Here is a 22,094-nt window from a genome sequence, read left to right as displayed (position 1 = left end):
TAACCAAAAAGGTTTCTGTTATTCCAGTGTGCAACATTGGAATAACAAGATTTGACATTAACCGCTAATAGTTAGAATATTAGTAGAGTAAGAACTACTCAAGAAGGCATGCATAAATATGATGTAGTAGTAGTAGGTGGTGGTCATGCAGGGTGCGAAGCTGCTGCTGCTGCAGCTCGCCTTGGTGCAAACACGCTGCTTATAACTCATAAAATTTCAACTATAGGGGAAATGTCCTGCAATCCAGCAATCGGAGGAGTTGCAAAGGGCGTTGTAGTCAGGGAAGTTGACGCTCTTGATGGAATAATGGGAAGAGCAATCGATCAAGCAAGTATACACTCAGTCATTTTAAATAGCAGCAGAGGTGCGGCGGTGTGGGGACCACGTGCACAGGCAGACCGAAAATTGTACAAGCAAGCAATACAGGAAATTATTCTAAATTATAACAATTTGACGGTAAAAGAAGAGTCGGTTGACGATTTCCTTATAGAGAGTAATAACAATGGAGAATTGTGCATTAAAGCTGTAATAACAAGCTCAGGGGAACATATACTAACAGGTAAAGTTGTTTTAACTACGGGAACTTTCCTGCAAGGTGTAATTCATATAGGAGAGCAGGTAACTCCTTCAGGGAGAATGGGAGATAAGCCTGCAGTAGAACTTGCAAATACGTTGAAGAAATATAATTTTAAATTAGGTAGATTGCGCACCGGAACTCCGCCAAGGCTTGATCGTGGCACTATAAACTGGTCAATATTGCAAGAACAAGTGGGTGATAATCCACCTGTGCCGTTTTCTTATCTCACAGAAAAAATTAACCAACCTCAGGTATCATGCTTTATTACCCATACTAATGAAAACACGCATAAAATAATTAGAGAGAATCTGCACAGGTCAGCTTCTTCGTATTTGGATGATATTATAGCACCAAGATACTGCCCATCCATTGAAACTAAGGTTAAAAAATTCGCAGAAAAAAGTAGTCATCAAATATTTTTAGAACCAGAGGGCTTGAATGATGATACTATATACCCGAACGGAATTTCAAATTCATTGCCTATTGAAGTGCAGTGTGAAATGATAAAGAGTATCAAGGGACTTGAAAATGCAGAAATACTAAGACCTGGATATGCAGTTGAGTATGACTATATTGATCCACGAGAACTAAGCCATACTCTTGAAACCAAGAAAATTAAAGGCCTATATTTTGCTGGCCAAATTAATGGCACTACTGGATATGAAGAAGCAGCAGGGCAAGGAATTATTGCCGGAATTAATGCAGCACTCTCTGCATCTGAAAAAAAAGAAAGCTTTGTTCTTCATCGCACAGACTCATATATCGGCGTAATGATAGATGATCTAGTCACCAAAGGGGTGATCGAACCTTATAGATTATTTACCTCACGTGCAGAATATAGGCTAGCTATCAGGTCAGACAATGCAGATAGAAGATTAACACAAAAAGGTTATGATATTTCCCTTGTTTCGCATGAGAGATACTCTGTTTTACAGAATAAACTTGAATCCATTAAGCAGCTTGAAGAGAAGTTAGGGAGTCTGACGATTACTCCTGAGCAGCTTAGGTCTTATGGTATCAAAATATCTTATGATGGGATAAGAAAAACGGCACTAGATTTACTTAGCTATCCAAACATCGACTGGAATAAATTACAAGAAATATGGCCGGAGTTAAGCAGCATCACGCGCTGGGATGGCACCGCAATGGGTAGCATAACTAAGAATGAAATATGTGAAGCGGTTGAAATTGAAGCAAAATACAAACCTTATCTAATAAGACAAGAAGCGGATATGAAGTTTTTACGAGAGGAAATTAACACTCAAATTCCAATTGATTTTAACTATTCACAAGTTAAAGGCCTGTCAAGTGAAGTAATAGAAAAGTTGCAGACGATAAAACCAGCGACGATTGGCATTGCAAAGCAAATACAAGGCATCACTCCTGCAGCAATAGTGAGCATATTAGTGTATTTGAGAAACAGGAAAACGAAAGTGGCTGCTAATTTTGTATGAGGTGTTCTATGTCAAAAATCGAAGAATTTCGTTCTTTTATGCACGAGATAAACGTTGATGCATTTATGTTGCATACTAAAGATGAATATTTAAATGAGTATTCAGAGGAGCTAACAAAGCTGTGTGGCTTTACAGGAACAAATGGGCTACTTATCGTTACAAAAGACAACAAGTGCCCATTTTTTACGGATGGACGCTATATTACACAAGCTCGCAATCAGCTCGATCGGGGCAATTTTCAAGTATATAATATACAAGAAGAGGATCCACGCGAATGGATAAAAGCAAACTTAACATCGACTGCCTCACTAGGTTATTATTTGCAATATTTTACCATCGAAGATATAAGAAAGTATGAGAATATCTGTAAATTAATACCCTGTTTAGCTGGAAAAAAAAGTGACTATCGAAAACAAGCAGTGGTTTTACATTCTATTAAATATGCTGGTAAAAGTAGTAAGGACAAATGTGAAAAAGTCGCTAAAAGTATAGATAAAGAAGCTGAAGCAGTGCTTTTAACTGATCCAAATTCAATTTCGTGGTTATTAAATTTAAGAAATGAAAATGCTAAATATACTCCATGTATATTGGGCCGTGCTATATTGTATAAAAGCGGTAATGTTGATTTGTTTATTCAAGATAAAGAACATTCAACTATAGAAGCAAATTTAGGCAACCATATAAATATTTTTGATATTAGTGAGCTAGAAAATTCGCTGCACAAGCTAAATTCAATAGTTATAGATCCAAACACAACTCCAATGAGTATCATGGCTGTAATAAAAGATAAACAGGTAGCTGAGAGAGAAGATCCTTGTCTAATTTATAAAGCAGCAAAAAACCAAACTGAAATAGCTGGGGCTATAAATGCGCATATCAGAGATGGAGTGGCAGTTACAAATTTTCTATATTGGCTTGAAAATAATGTTGGTACAGAACTTGAAGCTGAAGAAAAGATTTTAGAATACAGAAAAGAGCAGAATTTGTTTAAACAATTGAGCTTTCCAACAATTTCCGCATTTAATGAAAATGGTGCAATAATTCACTATCGTGCAAGCAGTAAGACGAATAAGGTAATTCAGAAAAATGGACTATATTTGATTGACTCTGGTGGCCAGTACCTTGACGGCACAACTGATGTGACAAGAACTGTAGTAGTTGGTAATCCAACTGATGAACAAATAACCCACTATACAATAGTACTCAAAGCTCACATTGCTATAGCAAGTGTCGTCTTTCCCCCCGGCACTACTGGTGGAGAATTGGATATATTGGCACGTACGCATTTATGGAAATTTGGAATGGACTATATGCATGGTACAGGGCATGGAGTAGGAAGTTACCTATCAGTACACGAAGGACCACAAGCAATATCAAAAAGTAATAAAGTAAAATTAGTACCAGGTATGATACTATCCAACGAACCTGGCTATTACATTCCGGGAGAGTATGGAATAAGAATTGAAAATCTGATGTATGTTGACAGGCAAGAGAATGGCTTCTTAAACTTTAAACAACTGACCTCTATTCCATATGATAGAAGACTAATAAATGTGCAAATGCTTACTAAGGATGAAATTGAATGGATAAATGGCTACCATCAATTTGTCTATAAAAACTTAGAAAATAGCGTAAAAGATAAGGAATGGTTAAAGAAGGTATGTGACCCTTTATAAGCAAAGGAGCATTTTTTATTATTTAAAAAGTATTAATGCAATTGTGACAGGTATTTTGTATTGTTTTTAATTTTAAAATAATATATAATAAAGAACACGTATTTTTAGGTAGGTTATAATTATGATAGACAAAGGGCAAGAAGATGAATTTATGAAGCAGTATATGGATACTTGCAAAGAGCAAATAGAAAAATTAGCCAAGGATCCTGAATTGCTTAATCAGACTTTAAAACCATTTATGCAAATGTCTCAGCAGCTTATGGCTGGCGGTATGTTAGAAGGGGCTATGCCTGGCATGATACCTGATTTGGGCAGTATGGATGTTAACAAGATGATTGCTCAGATGAAGGAAATGATTGACTACATAAGAGGTAACTATAAGGAACTAATGAAAGAGCACAGCTCGCAGATTCAAGAGCTTGATGAATCCAGTAAAAAGCTAAGAGGCTTAGTTAAAAAATTGATAGAAAAGATCGAAAGTAAGTAAATAACATCTGGATTTCTGTCATTCTATATACAACTTTCTAGTTGGACGGTAAGTCGAGGTCAATTATTGATGCCATGCAAGTGGTGTAGCTACTTGCATAGCATTTATACCAGTTTTCGTAAATAAATAAGGTACGTTGCTTAAGGCTGCAGTTATAGTGAGGTATTTTTTCTAGTTTGTTTTCTTATTTCTGAGGTTTATAGCTAAGGTTTTCCCTACGTCATACCGCGATTCATTCGCGGTATCTCAGCCGCTAACGAGTAGCGGAATGACGGTTTTTCAAATCGTCGATGAACCTAAGTTACTTTATCTGTAGTATCGGGAACGTAATTGCACATTGGTTTTACAAATGTGAAAATTAGTGTTAAATAAAAATATAAACGCAAAAGGAAAAGAAATGATTGAACTTAAAGGCCCAGAAATTTGTGCAGGCGGAAATAAGAAAAATTTGATTATTTTTTTACATGGTTGGGGCTCAAGTGGCGATAATTTTATTCACCTTGCCAAAGTTATGAGCAAGTTTTTACTGGGTTCATATTTTGCAGTACCCAATGCTCCGTTTGAGAGAGAAATAGGTGATGATTATCAGTGGTTCAGTTTGGAAGATCGTAGTGAGGAAGCGCTATATAATGGAGTAAAAAATGCTACATCAATTGTAAATCATTTCATTGATACAAAATTAAAGGAGCTTAATTTAAAAGATACGCAACTTTCTTTAGTTGGATTTTCTCAAGGAGCAATGCTTGCAATACATACAGCTCTCACCCGCTCTCAATCCTGTGCATCAGTTGTTGCATACTCTGGTAGGTTTCTTTTACCTTCAAAAACTGCACCAGAGATCAAATCAAAACCTAACATATGTGTTATCCATGGTGATGCTGACGACGTGGTACCTTTTTCGTCCCTCGACTTAGCGGTTAAAGCTCTGAAAGAAAATGGAGTAAATGTTGAAGGGCACCCAATTCATGGATTAGGGCATATTATCAATGAAGAGGGAATAAAATTAGGAGTAGAATTTATCAAGAAGAACTTTAAAAATTAATTTTCATGCACTTGTTTTGCTTTGGTTATGGATATGTAGCTAAATTTTTATCGAAAAAACTACTGAACTTAGGTTGGAAAGTTAGTGGCACATCAAGAAGTAAAAATATACAAAATGTAATCCTCTGTAATTATGAGAAAGTTAGCCAAGGTCTGCTAAAAAGTGCAACGCACGTTTTAATTTCTATTCCTCCAGATGGCGATGATGTTGTGGAGAGATACGGTGATTGCCTGCAAAATGTTAAATGGCTTGGTTATTTGTCTGCAACTAGCGTCTATGGTGATCACTCTGGTAATTGGGTTGATGAGGAATGTAAAACAAAACCTATAGAAATCAGAGGAGAAAAGCGCCTTAAATCTGAAAGGAAGTGGCTAAATAGCAGATTGCCTGTACATATTTTTCGTTTAGCTGGAATATACGGTCCTGGTAGGAACGTGTTAATTGACTTGCAGCTTGGCAAAGCAAGAAATGTGAAAAAAGAAGGGCATTTTTTTTCTCGTATTCACGTTGAAGATATATCGAATATTTTATTTTCTTCCATGCAAAACATAAAACCTGGTGAAATATACAATTGTGCAGACGATTTACCCACTACACGATCTGAAGTGATAATGTATGCGGCCAAACTTCTCAATGTTAGCCCTCCAGAGCCAATTGAGTTACCAGATTATGCACAGAGTTTTTATTTAGGATCAAAAAAAGTAAGTAATGTTAAAATTAAAAAAGATCTTAATGTCTCTCTAATTTATCCTAACTACAAGGTGGGATTAGAGAGTTTGCACGTAAACAAAACTGAAATCACATCAGAATGATAGATAGGCTTATTGTCACTGCCATTAAGTTAAGGAAAGAATGGTTAAAAACTGAACTAAAAAGTCAGAAATAATTAAGGATTTATGACAAATGCTGAAACAGAATAGAGTAAACTTTAAAGTAGATAAACTCTGAAGTGTAAATTACTTAAGAAATAGTGACCTTACCCAGAAAAAGTGGAGAGAAAGAAAAGAGTTTTTTTGGGTAAAATAAAATTTTGGAGGATTAGAAATGGTAAGAGAATATACAGCAGAATTCAAATTGGAAGCTGTTAAACTGGCAAATGAACAAAGAAAGGTAGGTCAACCAGTTGCAAAAGTAGCAAGAGATCTAGGAATAAGGGATAGTGTATTAGGAAAATGGATGAAGAAATATAACGAAAAAAAGTCAGCGGCAAATGCATTTCCAGATGTAGCACCTTATGACAAAGAGAGGTTTGATTTACAAAGCAAGAGTAACAAGGGAAAGAGACATTTAAAAAAAAGCCCTGGCCAGTCAAAAAGAGTAAAATATTTTTTTATATAGTAACTGCTATAAAGTACAGGAATTATGTAGGATTTTCTGCTAGTGGCTACTATAAGTGGACCACAAGAAAAATAAGCAGTAGAGAATCAGCAAATAAAGAGCTACTCGAAGCTATTCAAAAAATATATCAAGTTTCTAAATGTAGATATGGAGCTCCTAAAATTCATGCTGAATTGAAGGCTTTGGGTAAAAGTTGCAATTTGAAAACGGTGCAAAGTATTATGCAGAAAAATGACATCAGGGCTATACTGAGAAGAAAGTTTAAAATTAAAAAACAACAAACAGATAATAGAGCTGTAGCTCCCAATATATTAGACCAAAACTTTATTGTTGATCAACCAAATAAAGTATGGGATTACTTACATCAAAACCAAGGAGGGATGGCTATATTTGGCAGCAATAATTCTCACGTATGGTAGTTAATCTTACTATTACCCACAAGTATAAAATTCATGAGCAAGTTTCCATCCTTCTGCTAAATCAAAGAGACGTTTCCATCCCTTCCACAAAGCTATAGGGCCTGGTTCTAAGTCATTTTTGCGAGCTAAAAACCCTCCTAACTTGGCCACCCACCTCACAATTTCTCTTATAGGTGGTGGTGTCTCAGGATAGTTTTTTGTCTTAAGCATTTTGGTATATAAAACCTTCCATTCGTCGTCAGTCAGTATGAAAGTGCAAGAAAGATTTGGATTTATTCTAGCTACTAGTGTGATAAAAAATATTCTCCATGCAATTATACTCATTATTGTAAGAAAGCGGATTAATCTATCTGCTGCTTGGAGCCTACATTCTTCAACTTTAAGACCAGATTTCAAAATTTTATGAAAAACCTCTATTCTCCATCTTAAGCAATACCATTGTATTTTTTCTACTGCTTCTTCAAAATTATTAATATTTATATTTGTCAACAAAATCCAGTTCACAGGCTCTTCGCCAAATGGGGGGTATTTTTCTATAGCATAGACAGCATTTAAACTTAAATTAGGAAGTTTTTGGGTTTTACGTCTAGCGTTATTTTTTGATGCATTCATCACAAAGTTGCTAAACTTTACTTCTAAAACTGTTGTTCTTTGAGGTTTATCATTGCGAGCAGGAATATTCACTTGTATTTCTCCTTGACAAGACATGCGATTCATCAGATCCCACAACCTTTCACCACCTTTTTCAGAATAAGTCGACTTCTTATTTATTGTTCTGTTTTGATTTCCTCTTACTACAAAAAGAGATTGATTAGTGGAAGCAACTTCAAATAAATCATACATATCTGCTTCTCTGTCACAGACGGTAACTACCTTGATATCCTTTAATCCAGGATGATTAGTAGAATATTTAAGTGATTCTATCCACCGTATGCTTTCTTTCTCTTCTATGGGAACAGCAGTATTATGGCTTCTTCTTTTCAACTCTTTTAGGTCTTCAGCTAAGGAGGGTCTAGTACTAATTTTTTGATCCAATAATCCTATAGGCAGTCCTTCTGTTGTAACTGCAAACGTTGTATGCATCACTAATCCATGTGTTTTAAAATTAGTTGTTTTAGATGTTAATCTTGCTGCTATAATCCCTAATCCTTCGGTCTTTTTATGATTTTTATATGAGATATAACTCGTGTCTTGGATAGCTAAGATAGTTGAGTATTCTTTAGCTCTTTCAACAGTTTTAATTATATGACTTTCTAATATCTTTCTCTCAGAAATGGCATCGTTTTGGAAAAATCTATAAGCTGCTTTACTTTGATGCCAATCTTCACAAGCTTGATTTATTGAACGCTCAGGCGATTCAGCAAAACTATTAACTATTTTTAGAAGCCTTTTACTTAATCTTATATCACCAAAATTAACAATTCCAAATTCACTTTCTGCCCATTCGCCAGTTGAAGTATTTATAGTTCTTTTCATCATATATTCCATTTTTAGACCATAGATCCATTTATAATAGAAAGTTGAATTAGTAAAATATCAGCTTTTTTACTATTTATATACTTATGGGTAATAGTAAGGGTTAGAAGCTTACTATTACCCACAAATATAAATGTTTGTTGCATAGCTCTTAATGGCATAACTTTTGCTTGAAATAACTGTTTATATGGTGCAATTTACAGCTTTTAGTTGCTAAAATTATAACTCTTAGTTTAATAATTTTAATCTAATAAGCTTTCAGGTTAATAAAATTAAATTATTTGAGTAAATACAATACTATGTTTTTATTTGTGGGTAATAGTAAGCTTCCCTACCAGGACATGCTTTCTCTAGATGTGAGTTTAAAATCCCTGAAATCTCATTAAATTTACCATCCATGACTTTTCTAGTAATTTCTTCTTGTACTTTTATAAAGTCAATATCTAATCGATGTATTGATATTTTGCTATCCCTTGCAGCTTGTTCTACTACTTTCCTAAATCCCTTTTTAATGTTCAATGCATAGCCCTGTGCTTCTAGTGGAGATATAGACTGGTCTACTGTAAAAATGTACTTCTGACCTGTAACCTTTCTAATTAATAAGTCAAGCAACATTATTGTACCATTTACATCTATTGGTGCATCAACTTGTGAGATTGAACTTGTAGTACTTAATGTTTCCTCAGGTAAAGCAGCTCTAGAATAAAATAATCCACCTACAGAACTTTTCACCCAACCCAATAAACCATTTATCCATGAAGATGGTCTTGTGCCACTACTTGCTGCTATTTCAGGTTGACCACTTGAATCTATAGCAAGAAGATTACGTGATAAGTGACTACGATGATGATCATGATCTCCATGGTGATGACGGCGTTTACGTTGTGCAGGTTTTTCTCTTTCTTCCTTGAGTTTTCCCTCTAAGTATTCCACAATATTATTATATCCTTTATCTCTAGCAATATCTAGCGTTGTTTTACCAGCCTTGCACTTAGCATTAATGTTGGCCCCCTTACCTATTAGGTACTCCAACATACCTAAATGACCACTCCAAGAAGCCCAGTGCAGTGGTGTATGACCTTGCTCATCAGTATCATTAACACCTACTCCCTCTTTGCTAAGAAGAAATTCTATAATATTCTTGTAATCGCTTTCAGCAGCAATATGTATAGGATTTTTGCCATATTCATTCTCAGCATTAATATTGGCACCTCGATTAAAAAGATCTATAATTTTATTAAGACCACCACTTTTTACTGCGATCAACAATTTTTTATCTAAATCTAATTGTGTTTGTTTCAAATACTCTACAACATCACTAAGTTTTTGATAGGCAGCAATATCTAGCGGTGTTGCACCAGCCTTGCACTTAGCATTAATGTTGGCTCCCTTACTTATAAGGTATTTTACTACATCTAAATAACCAACAGCAAGGTGCAGAGGGGTATCATCATTGTTATCTTTAACATTAACATTAGCTCCCTTGCTTATCAGATCTATAGCCTTATTAAGATCACCACCTTTTGCTGCGATCAACAATTTTTTATCTAAGTCTAATTGCCTTTGCTTCAAATATTCTACAACATCACTAAGTTTTTGATAGGCAGCAATATCTAGCGGTGTTGCACCAGCCTTGCACTTAGATTAATATTGGCTCCCTTACTTATAAGGTACTTTACTACATCCAAATAACCAGTAGCAAGGTGCAGAGGGGTATCATCATTGTTATCTTTAACATTAACATCGACTTTCTCTTCATCTATAAAATATTTTACTATATCTAATTTACCGTTGGAAGCAGCACAGTGCAGGGGAACTCTGCCACTATTATCTCTGATTTCTAAAATATTTTTCTCACCCATAGAACATTTAATTATATCTAAATGATTACCTAAAGAAGCATTACATGGAAGAGTGCTACCATTATTGTATTTAAATATTGAATTAGCGTATTCTTCTATCAAAAACTTTGCAACCTCTAAACGTCCTCTCCATGCAGCATAGTGCAGTGGTGTGTAACCTTGTTTATCAGTATCATTAATACTTACTCCCTTGCTAAGAAAAAACTCTATGATATCTTTACTATTATTCTCAGCAGCAACATGTATAGACTTTTTACCATAAGGGCCTTTATCTGCAGCATTAATATCAGCGCCTTTCTTTACCAAAAACTCTGCAACTTCTAAATGACCTTTGTATGCAGCCCAATGTAGTGGTGTCCAGCTGTACTTATCTCTAGTATTAACATTAGCATTTCGACTAATAAGACTCTTCACTTTATTGAGATCGCCATTTTGTACTGCAGTCAGCAATTCTTTATCTAAATCTGACTGTACTTGTTCTATTATTTGTATTATATCTGTATAACCTTCTTGCACAGCCAAATCCAAAGGTGTTTTACCATCCTTGTCTTTAGCGTTAATATTAGCACCTTTATTGAGAAGAAGTTTGACTGTACTTGGTTTATTTCCTTGTATAGCTAAATGTAAAGGTGTTGAACCGTTATTATTTACATCATTAATGCCACTAGCATTTCTATCTAAAAGAAATTCAACTATTTCAAGCTTACTATCATACTGAGCAGCCACATGTAAAGGTGTATTACCATACACATCTTTAGCTTTAATATTAGCGTTCTTATCAAGAAGAAACTTAACTATGTCGAACTTGTTGCTAAAAACAGCAAAGTGTAAAAGTGTCCAATCATTACTACCTTTAGTATTCAATCCAGCACCTTGATTTGCAAGGCCTTCAACTTTATTGAGATCTCCATCTTGCACTGCAGTCAATAATTCTTTATCCAAATCTAACTGTGCTTTTTTCAAAAATTCTATTACATTTACGCGATTCTTTTGAGCAGCTAAGTCTAAAGGTGTTCTACCGTCGGCAGTTAAAGCATTAATATTAGCACCTCTCTCAACAAGATACTTAACTACATCTAATGAACCCAATTGAACAGCCCAATGAAGAGGCATCCAACTTTCATTATCTTTGGCATTAATATCAGCACCGTTATTTATGAGAAGTTTAACTATATTTAAATTATCCTTTTGAATTGCCCAGAACACAGAGACCCAACCCAGCCTACTTTGAGCATTAACATTAGCACCTCGTCTGATATTGTCTCTAACTTTACCAAGATCTTCTTTTTCTACAGCAATCAATAATTCTCTATCCAGATTTAATTGTGTTTGTTTTAAAATTTCCACTATATCTGTGTAACCCTTTTGCTCAACCAACTCTAAAGGTGTTTTATTGTCTTTATTTTTAGCCTTTAAACTAGCTCCCTTTTCGATAAGATATTTTGCTACGTTAAAGTGACCATTATTACAAGCATTATGTAGAGGAGTATTATCATTATTATCTTTAGCTTCTAAATTAGCACCTTGAGCAATAAGATCTTTTACTTTATCAAGATTACCATCCCTTGCATTAATTAATAACCCTTGATCCAACTCCGCCTTCTTCAAAATTTCTATCATATCTCCTTTAGTAGCTAAGTCTAAAGGTGTTTTATTATTCTCATCTTTAGCATTGACACTAGCGCCTCTATCAAGAAGAAGTTTTACTACGTTCAACCTTCCTGCTTCAACAGCAAGATGTAGAGGTTTTCTATTATGGTCGTCTTGAGACTCTATGTCAGCACCTTCATCAAGAAGAAATTGAGCTATATCCAGATTACCCTCTTGAGCAGCAAAATGTAAAGGCGTTCCCTGATACGTTATCTCATTATTAAATTTTGCACCGTTACTAACAAGAAGCTTGACCACACCCCATTTACCTGACTGAGCAGCATAAAGTATCGGTGTCCAATCACGCCCGTCTTGAACTTCGATACTTGCACCTCTGTCAAGAAGGAATTGAACCATATCCAAATTATTTCCTGATGCAGCAAAGTGTAAAAGTGTTTTACCTTCCTTATCTTGAGCATCAATATTAGCACCTCTATCAAGGAGTAGTTTTACTATACTACATTTACCTGACTGAGTAGCAAGAAATATTGGTGTGTAACCAAACTCGTCTTGAATTTCGGTATTAGCACCTCTGTCAAGAAGAAGTTTGGCCTTATCCCATTCACCAGCTCCAGAAGCAAGATGCAAAGATGTCCTACCAAGTTTACCTTGAGCATTTATGTCTCCACTGTTTGGAGCCTCTAAAGGTATAGAATTCTTTTGTGAATTAATAATAGAACTCACATTATTTAATTCATCAATACTATCTGAATTACGTATTTTATCTATTTCGTTACTTAATAATATTTCTTTGTCAGCAAATTTTATAGATAATGTTTCCATTTTAAGTTCTTTATAAAAATCTTTAAAATGTATAATACACAACTCACTTGCTTCTATATCAGCATTAAAGGCATTGGTAACTATCAGATCATATTTATCATGAAGATAGGTATACTGCCCTGCTTTTTTAGATATGATTAGTTTATTCTTTTCTTCCACGTCTTGAGGTGTTACTACAATAATTTTCTCATCAGAAATAAAGAACGAAGACTTTAAACCTAAACTATCATCTATTTCCATCGGTGCATTATCAAGAATAATTTGTAATTTTTTATACCACTTATTTACAAGGGCATCTTTTAGCCTAACTGTTACTACATCTTGCTGCAAGCCGGTAGCTGATATAGATAACTTAATTAATAAATCACTTTTGTCTTTAATAACTGTTGGTATCGGTTTTATACTCAAATCCCTATCTACTTGTTGCACCAACTGATGTAAATCTAATGTACTTCTTAAACTTTTCTTTCCATTGACATCATCATTAATCACTACTTCTTGAATAGGGAAGTTTTCAATATCAAGTGTTTCATAACCTGAAGTAATTGCACATACATCGTTTCCGCTTAGAACAATATTTCTTCTCCCACTTGCATTGAGTTCACTACATACATCTCTCCTCATAGAATCCGCAGCATTGCTTCTCCCTCTATTATTTAAATAAATATCTAAATCTAACTTATTTTTTGACTGATTTAAAAAGGTGTGCCTTTCAACATCTTCAACTATAGCAGATATTCTACTTGCTATTTGCTGACTATTTTCTTCAGTCAATATTGACTGATAGTCTACTACAGTTTGATTATAACCATTTAATTCTTGTATGCTACGTCTCTTGCGAGTAGATCCACAATCTTCAATTTTCCACTTAAATTGATCATTATTTCTATTTGAAGGCCAAGTGAACACATACCGCCTATCCCTGTCACAATTGTTTAAGTGGTACATACAATCATTATTAGGTGAGTACAAGTACCTTCCATACTCAACATTTTTTAGATACACATTACCACCATCAAGCTCAACTTTCCACTTGCCATTGTTTCCTAGCTTTGAAGGCCAGGTAAATACATACCGCCTATCCCTGTCACAATTGTTTAAGTGGTACATACAATCATCATTAGGTGAATACAAGTACCTTCCATACTCAACATTCTTTAGATACACATTATCGCCATTGAGCTCAACCTTCCACTTAAATTGATCACCATTTCCATTTGAAGGCCAAGTGAACACATACCGCCTATCCCTGTCACAATTGTTTAAGTGGTACATACAATCATTATTAGGTGAGTACAAGTACCTTCCATACTCAACATTTTTAATACATACTTCTGATGAAAATACTGCATTTCTCACTGATTCTGGTAATTTATTTTTTAGCCTTTCAAGATCAGATTTCTCTTCTGAATTGACCCTAGGCATTTTCATGGTCTCTCTAATAGAGTAAGCTAATTTGAACATTGCACCATCATTCTTTGGTATTTTGTCAAACGCAGCTATATAACCTGGAATAAACTGACCAATATAATGGTGACTGCGTATAAACCTTAATATTCCTTCTATACCTACACCCGCGTATGTGTCATTTACAGCTTCCTTAATTGCTTCATTAAACAACCTTTCATCGAAATTATAAACCTTATCTATGAGTTCAATAGTCGAAGCACTACGACTATGCAGTATACCCTCCTTTAGCACCTTTTTGGCTGCACTTTTTATTGAATCTCTTAAACTACTTATACAAGACTCTACCAATCTTTTTGCATTAGATGGAATATTTGCTTGGTTAACAACTTCCTTCTTTAAAAATCCAACCTGTTTTATCATTTTAGATGCGTCATTACTTTTAGTCTTGATCCTGTTACAAAGAAGTTCAATTACACCTGAGTCATTATTGTAAGCAGCTAAGTACAGAGGTGTTCTACCATCGTTGTTTTTAGCCTCGATATCAGCACCTCTATCAAGAAGAAGATTAATTATATTTTGCTTGGCTTCTTCAACAGCCAAATGCAGGGGTGTCTGACCCTCCTTACTTCTAATTTCAATGTTAGCACCTTTATCTACAAGAAAACTAACCATATCAAAGTTGCTGTAATGAACAGCATAGTGTAAAAGTGCCCAATTATCATTGTTACAACTAGTTAAGGCATTAATGTCACCTTTCTTCTCTAAAAATGATTTAAATATACTTTCGCTTAATTTCACATTACCGTTATAAACAGCATGATTCAAAGTCGTCCAGTTCTTTGAACACTGGTTTTTATACTCAACATCAGCTTTACTTTTTCTAGCAGTTTTATCAAGAAGAGTTTTAACTTCATCCCATTTACCTTCATAAATTGCTGTGCTTACCAAAGGTTTCAATACTCCCAATCCTGAAGTGATCATCCACTTATTGCACTGATCTATTATGTTTGAATCATAGCCATTCAGCAAAAGGTTGTTTTCTAACTTTTCAAGCAATGTTAAAATCTGATTACTACTTGGCGTTTTATTTTTTAATTCCTCAATTTGTTCTAAACTACAGGAACTTTCTGTAAAGCTAACCCGGTCTTGCAGTGAAGGAAAACCAAGACATTGATGTACTGGATCTCTATTTTCTCTTTCAAAATCGTCAACTGATATTAAACATTTAAAGTCATTTTCTACTTTAGGGGTATATTTACTTCTATTTTGATAATTTTCTGAAGCTTTATCAATTAAAGCTTGTATTTTTCTTACCTCAGGCAAACTAAACCTATCTAACTTACGGATTGTTATTGGTTCTAAACCCAGATCGAATTCCAATGTGGAAATTCTATAAGATTCAGAATTATTCCAATTGTTTATGTTGATCGTATGATTAGACTTCTTATCACGAAATATCAGATCTGTACCACTACTAGAAACTTCAACCTGATCCGGAGTAATATTTTTTAGTACCATTACTCCTATTCGTTCCTCATCTTGTCCTACAGAAGTAGAGATATTTTTTTCTAATTTTTGATTGTGCTGAATGATACTAGTAGAATCACTAAAGTCTTCAATATATTCTTTTACAATTCTTTCATAATCACCTCTAAGTTTATCCTTATACTCCACTACATTATCAACATTTTCTAATAAGCCAGAAGATAGGAAAAGGTCATTATTATTCCATAAAGAATAAGAAATATTTTCCCATTTACTTCGATCAGTATAGAATCCTTCTATTCTAATGATAAAAGGATTTTCACTTTCTCTTATTAATAAGAGATCATCCTTATCTTTATATTTCTCAATATCTTCAAGACGGGAATCTATCACTACATGATCATCTTCAAAATCTTTAGGCAATAAAAACATATTCTGAGTTTGTGTAGCCTGTAAAAAAGGAACTAATTTATCCTTTCCCGAAGAAAAGGGAGAACAAGACATTGATTGTATATTGGGGATAAAAGTTTCTCCTTTTTTGTTCATAATTATAAGATGCCTATAATTAGGATCTTGAAAGTAGTTTTTCACTCGAATGTTACTATTATTGTATTTTAAATACAGATCACATTGCTGGATTGAAAAATCTTTCTCAACTGCCGACATAAATAGTGTATCTAGTTTTTTATCACTTGAGTTATTATCAATTTTTACTTCTCTACTATTTATATCATTGCTAATAAAATACACATCACTTCCTCCTCCTCCCCTAGCAAACATAGTTCCTTGATCGAAGTTAATTATATCATCTCCTGAAGAACCAAAAACCATGTGTGAAACTACACTATTATTTTGACTTTGTGTTTTACCTCTAACAACGCTCAAGACTTTATAACCCTTATGATTATTTAGAATTTTCTTGTAATGATTTTCTACAGCTCTAAAACCCTTTAGAGAATGTTCTGAATGTAATTCAAATGAGGTGATTTTTATAGTTGATGAATCTGATCTTTCAATCTTAGGAACAATATTACTACCATTTTTATCTATTAGTACAAAGTAAGGCTTATTACTGCTTCGCTCAACGTAATTTTTTATATCGAGAGTAAATTGATTATTTTGACCAAAATTTATTTTCAAAGATAAAGTATTACTGTTTTTAGAGTAAGTTATTTGATCACAATCACTTAATAAATCAAATTCAGGAAAACTTACAGTTCCTGTTCCATCTACGTCAATTTCTGAATATAACCCCCTACCCTTATAGTCTGCAGTTTTTACGTAAAAAGTATAATTGCTTTTTCTACCTTTGACTCTAGTATACGGCGAAATAATTACTTTTTTGCAACTTTCAACTACATCTTTCTCATTGTTGTTAGAGCCACCACCACTATCTATGATAACGTCACGATCATCGGTTCCTGTAAAGTGTTCAGAATAACCCATGCACAAGATCTTATCTACCTTGTCCTTCCTTCCAACATAATGGTAATTAAAGAGGTTATTACTAACATAATCATCAATCAACAAACGACTATTTATTTTTACCTTTAATCTTCCATATGCACTAGGCTTAAAACGATAGTCAACATTTACTCCTATAACTTTCTCTTTTGTTAACTGGCTTAAATCAAGTATATTAGTAGAGTTGCTTCCACCAATAATTTTACCTGAAAAGCTAGGGTTATTTACAAGAACAAATCTGTTTGCTACATTATTGCCACCAGTTATTCCTGCTGTACCTGAGTAAATTAGAAAATTATTGTTCCACACATTACTTCCAGCAATGGTACCTCTGTCCACATTTTGTAAATCGTAAACAATCGTCTTGTCTTTCTGTTTCATCTTTACTCTACCACCGTGGTCAATAATCATTGCATTTTCACAGTAGTATACAGCCGACTTAACTGAGCTTTTAATACCTTTTTCATAATCTTGATTAGTAATCTGTGGTAAACAAATCCTGTCAGCACCTTTGATATAATCAGGTACAACACGTGAAAGATTTTTTGTATTGGCATTTGTTCTATTCATCATAATCGTTGCATAATCTGGACGAAGAGTATTACCGTTTATTTTTCCAAGACCAATACTATAAGCAACAACATTACTAGGGTCATTATTTAAAGCTTTCCAAACTCCTTTAGCTAGACTATTAACCATTTCCTTTCTTGCTGCAAGATGTTGTACATCTTGTGGTACAGGTTGAAAAACAAATGTATGCCAAAAAATACGCCAATTTTCATCATGGGTTGTATCATACTTTTTCTCGTACTCCACGATATTGCTAACACCACTATAAATTCCATAACCTACCATGAGCCCAAACCCAACTGCAATACCAACTACCGGCATACTTGCTGCTGTAAGAGCAACACCAGAAACAAATGACACACCAGAAAAAGATATAGATGCTATATTATCTCTTATTTCCTTTTCTCCACATGGATTATCACTATCCTCTCTTTTTTTACAATCAACAAGATTACTTGCTGACATACCTATATCAACAATATCAAAAACACCAGCTATAGCTCCTGCCGTACCTTTTGCTATTGTACTTCCAAACTTTACACCTGCAATCCGAATAGCAAATTTTGTCTGTTTACCCAGAGTGCCTGATACAATTTTTCCTGCAACCTTTTCAGCTGATGCTACAACTTTTGGAGTAATTTTAACCATTACATTCTCAATTGGTTGAGACGCAAAAGACCATCCTATCCCACCTAAATTTAATCCACAATCTGTTGCTGTTCCATCCTTACAAGACACAATGGCACCATGGATTCCTCTTATTAATTGTATCCCACCTGCAGCATTCATTAATCTGCTTTTTAATTTCGGGCTTTTTATTAAACCACTATTTTGCTGTGAAATGTCACCGTGCAAATTCTTAATACGTTCATTTTCAATATAACGTCCGTACCCTTGATCTTCAACTACCTTATCAAATAAGTACTTATGATTACCTTCGATATTTTTGTCTCCAACAAACTCTACTAGCTGAGCATTTTTCTTTTCACCTTGACTACTTTTGACATAAGTTAGGAACTTTTCACTATCAATTATAATCTTATCTATATTATTTTCATCTACCCTTCCCTTAATAAACTTTTTTACATCATCCAATGAAAATAAACAAGGATTAATACTTCTTCTTTTTCTACTACCTTGTTTTACACAATTATTCAGGTCAAATTTCTTTCTAGGTGCTTGTGTCCCAGCAAGTACAGCCTCTAAGTTAGCTATACGTTGTGGATCTATACTTAATGTGTTTGAAATACCTTCTCTCATACGTATAAAATGATTTTCTCTTCTTTGAATTCGCAAATGGTTACGTATTTCATCAGGAATATTACTTAATCTATTTCCTTGCAACACAGTATTAATATCTCTAACGTTTTCTAACGCCCATAAGCCGCAATTATAACCATCTCTTTGTTGAATAACAGAAACATCATTAACGGTAATTTGAGCCTGTTGTAAAACTTGACGAATATTATCTGGAACATTATTACCCAACGAGTCTACATAGTATCCATTATACTGCCCATTTTGATGGGAGATGACCAACGTAACCCAGTGATTATTATCTAAATTAACAATTAAAGTTAATGGCCTTCTTTCACCTCTTGTTGTTACGCTATCTTGAAACTGTTGCAATTGATTAACTATATGTTCTGGTGATCCCACTATTTCAAACAATGTGTCAATTCCATAACCATATTTTATTCTTGCAATATCAGCTATATCATGTTGCTGCAGCCAATAATGATAATCTCGTTCTGCTGTTGCAGATTCTAATGTACGTAAATTCTCCTCTTGTATACCAATATTTTTGAGTCTCTGAGTTACCTCTTGTATTTCTTCTAAATGTTTTCTCTTAGCTATGTCAATAGAACTATGAACTACTATAGCAGAAACAAACTCATCACTCGTTAATATTAAAGAATTTTTATCTTTAGCCTTCATATTAACAACCACACCCATGAAAAACATTTTATCACTATCTGTAATTGCTTTCAGTGCCGCCCCTTTAGCATATCTAACATTTTGTTCTTTTGTTAATTTATCAACTTCTTTTTTCATTCCTTCTTCATCTAAGTTTTTATCTATAAGCTTAAATTCTAGCGCTATAGGAGTGTATTCTTTAGTACCCTGAGGTGAAGGACCAATACCTTGAATTACCATATCTACACGACCACCTGCTCCTACTTGAAATTCAGGTATAATTACAGTCTTTGCAGAATCTTGTTGTTTTGTAGAAGTCTCTTTTAGCTTCAAATCACTGTAACTACTAAGTAAACCATTAAGAACAGCTTGTAACCTTGCTTCATTAGTAATCAAATCTTTAATAGGGTAAATCGTATCTGCTACTTCAGTAAGCAACACTTTATACGCTTGCAATGAACCCTCACCGTCAGAAGCATGTTGAGAAGTGATTGCTTGATCAAGTTTTGCCCTTAATTCATCAGCATGAGGTATCTCAAGAAAACTACCTCTAAATTGCTGAACGGTGCCACTTGGACTATAGTTACTTATTTGCTTTATCTCAAAAAGTTCTTCAAAATTTGACCCTGTCTCATGTTTTTTGAGACTCATTTTAATTTCTATGACATTACCTACTATTCCTATTCCAGGTATGTCCAGCACTGGAATTTTTTTATTAGCATAGAATTCTTTTGTATTGGACTCTCGTATATGAAAAATAAATGCTGTTTTCTCTTGCCCTTCATTACCTTGAACAAATATTAATGTCATAACCGGGCTTTTAGATAAAGTGTATTCTGTTCCCCGAGACCATTCGAGCGGGTACTCATCATATGAGTATATATATTTTTTTACGTTACCCCGATCTTGACCAATCTTGTTGATTAAAATTGATTGACCTAACATATCTCTACTGAAATAGTAATGATCTTTTGTTTCTTTATTTGCTGGAAAAGTATGGTATTCACTTGATAACAAACCTGCTATCTCCTGCTTAAAATCTTCTTCAGAAATTTGTTGATTATTCCATCTTTGAGCTAATTTTACAAATTCCTCCATCAAAGGAGCTGGTGGTTGTTTAATAGGTTGTACTTCAGTTTTAAACGGTTCCGCGTCATCTAAATTTAACCCAACAGCAATGGCATTATCTGCATTGGTTAAAATCCTCATCTTATTTGCTCTAAAACCTTTTATATAATCTTTAGCTTGCTCAAGTGCATCACTTGGATCAATTTGTCCTTCAGTTCCAGCCTTGAGTTCAATAAGAATTGGAACTGAATCAACAGCACGATTAGGCCCACGAACAAGCAAAACAATATCAGCGTAACCCCCTCCAGCAAATTGTTCCAAATAGAGTTTGGTATTATCACGATATCGAAAATTATCGAATATTCCTGCTACAAAACCATGTTGATCAGCTTCACGAGCCTTAATGCCATAAACATTAGCTTGTAAGTCTAAATTGGTATGAATTTTTTTAATATAATTTAGAATGGCTTTAAGATTTTCCTGAACTTGATCTATTTCTGCATCTGGGTTAGCAAGCTTTTCAATATAACTTTCTAAATAAACAGACTTACCCAACCTTTTTGTCACTTCCTGAAACTTCACTATAGGCTCGATGGGTTGATCTACAATCTTCTTTTTACTTTCTACCTTAATGTTTATTTTTTCATCTTCTCCATCACTCTTTAAGGTATATCCTTTTGCTGACGTGATTCTTGATAACTCCTTCCTGGCATCATCACTAAGATCTTTACCTTGCTTACCTAGAAACTGCTTGACTTCATCGAAAACCTTGCCTTTCAATTGGTCACGACTAACCTCGATTGTTTTAACATTACCATATACATTCTTAGCTTTATACTCTAGCACACCATCCCTTTTCAGATATAAGTATAACTTCTTTGATTTAACATCTTTGTCTGATTTAGGCTTGCTTTTTACTAACTCATACTTATCTTTTAAAATTTTTATTACATCAATTTGAAGCTTATGCGCATCTGATTTAGTATAATCTCTACCCATCACATTCTTCCACTCACCTGTGGTGAATTCGAAATTCTTAGTATTTGTTTGTTTAGAATGTTGAGCTTCTATATCTTCAGTGAAAATAAAAACATGTATTTTGGATTCTGTTTCTGCTACAACTTTTAAAGTTCTCGCCCCCTCAAAACGAAAGTGCAATTTCTTTATGCCTAACTTGTCATTAAGTTTAGTATCTAATACACTGGAAAAAGAACCTAAAAATCGATGAGGAAAAAAGCCAGGCTTTTCACTAGAATGTAAATAAGATTGTATTTGATCAACCAACGACTGATATCTTGCTTCAAAAGATTGATCTACTGCATTAGAAGTTGAAGAATCTACTTTCCCCAAAAGCAACTCAATTAACTCGAAACCTTGTGGTTTTTCTTGCTGTTGATTGTTATCAACCATAACCTC

8 protein-coding genes and 1 pseudogene are annotated in these 22,094 nt (G+C 34.2%); 6 read left to right on the top strand and 3 right to left on the bottom strand.

Annotated features, from left to right (window positions below; all coding sequences use genetic code 11):
- Positions 1 to 108 precede the first annotated feature (108 nt).
- From mnmG to OPR50_RS08960, 6 genes and pseudogenes are all read left to right on the top strand, one after another.
- Complete coding sequence (mnmG, locus tag OPR50_RS07295) at positions 109 to 2,031, top strand: tRNA uridine-5-carboxymethylaminomethyl(34) synthesis enzyme MnmG (protein ID WP_264339611.1); 1,923 nt, start codon at positions 109 to 111, stop codon at positions 2,029 to 2,031.
- Between the two features lie 8 nt (positions 2,032 to 2,039).
- A complete protein-coding gene (locus tag OPR50_RS07290; RefSeq protein ID WP_265024010.1) occupies positions 2,040 to 3,707 on the top strand; it encodes an aminopeptidase P family protein in 1,668 nt (555 codons plus the stop codon).
- 121 nt (positions 3,708 to 3,828) lie between these two features.
- Positions 3,829 to 4,194, top strand: a complete 366-nt coding sequence (locus OPR50_RS07285) for a hypothetical protein (protein WP_064125381.1) — start codon at positions 3,829 to 3,831, stop codon at positions 4,192 to 4,194.
- A gap of 397 nt (positions 4,195 to 4,591) precedes the next feature.
- The gene (locus tag OPR50_RS07280; RefSeq protein ID WP_320110178.1) at positions 4,592 to 5,236 is read left to right on the top strand and encodes an alpha/beta hydrolase; all 645 of its coding nucleotides are present in this window, start codon (positions 4,592 to 4,594) and stop codon (positions 5,234 to 5,236) included.
- A 5-nt stretch (positions 5,237 to 5,241) separates the two neighbouring features.
- Positions 5,242 to 6,048, top strand: coding sequence for an SDR family oxidoreductase (locus tag OPR50_RS07275; RefSeq protein WP_264339614.1), 807 nt, complete (start codon positions 5,242 to 5,244; stop codon positions 6,046 to 6,048).
- A gap of 232 nt (positions 6,049 to 6,280) precedes the next feature.
- Positions 6,281 to 6,988, top strand: a pseudogene (locus OPR50_RS08960) (IS3 family transposase); the annotation flags it as partial.
- Positions 6,989 to 7,005: 17 nt separating this feature from the next.
- Here the strand turns inward: OPR50_RS08960 and OPR50_RS07260 are convergent.
- The 3 genes from OPR50_RS07260 to OPR50_RS07250 form a co-directional block, all read right to left on the bottom strand.
- Positions 7,006 to 8,472, bottom strand: a complete 1,467-nt coding sequence (locus OPR50_RS07260; RefSeq protein ID WP_265024334.1) for an IS4 family transposase — start codon at positions 8,470 to 8,472, stop codon at positions 7,006 to 7,008.
- 294 nt (positions 8,473 to 8,766) lie between these two features.
- On the bottom strand, positions 8,767 to 10,041 hold the full coding sequence (locus OPR50_RS07255) for an ankyrin repeat domain-containing protein (RefSeq protein ID WP_265024008.1): 1,275 nt from the start codon (positions 10,039 to 10,041) through the stop codon (positions 8,767 to 8,769).
- Between the two features lie 41 nt (positions 10,042 to 10,082).
- Positions 10,083 to 22,088, bottom strand: coding sequence for an ankyrin repeat domain-containing protein (locus OPR50_RS07250; RefSeq protein WP_265024007.1), 12,006 nt, complete (start codon positions 22,086 to 22,088; stop codon positions 10,083 to 10,085).
- Between the last annotated feature and the right edge of the window lie 6 nt (positions 22,089 to 22,094).

This window comes from Wolbachia endosymbiont (group A) of Epagoge grotiana (assembly GCF_947251775.1).
Taxonomy (GTDB): Bacteria; Pseudomonadota; Alphaproteobacteria; order Rickettsiales; family Anaplasmataceae; genus Wolbachia; species Wolbachia pipientis.
This window is presented reverse-complemented; position numbering and strand designations above follow the sequence as displayed.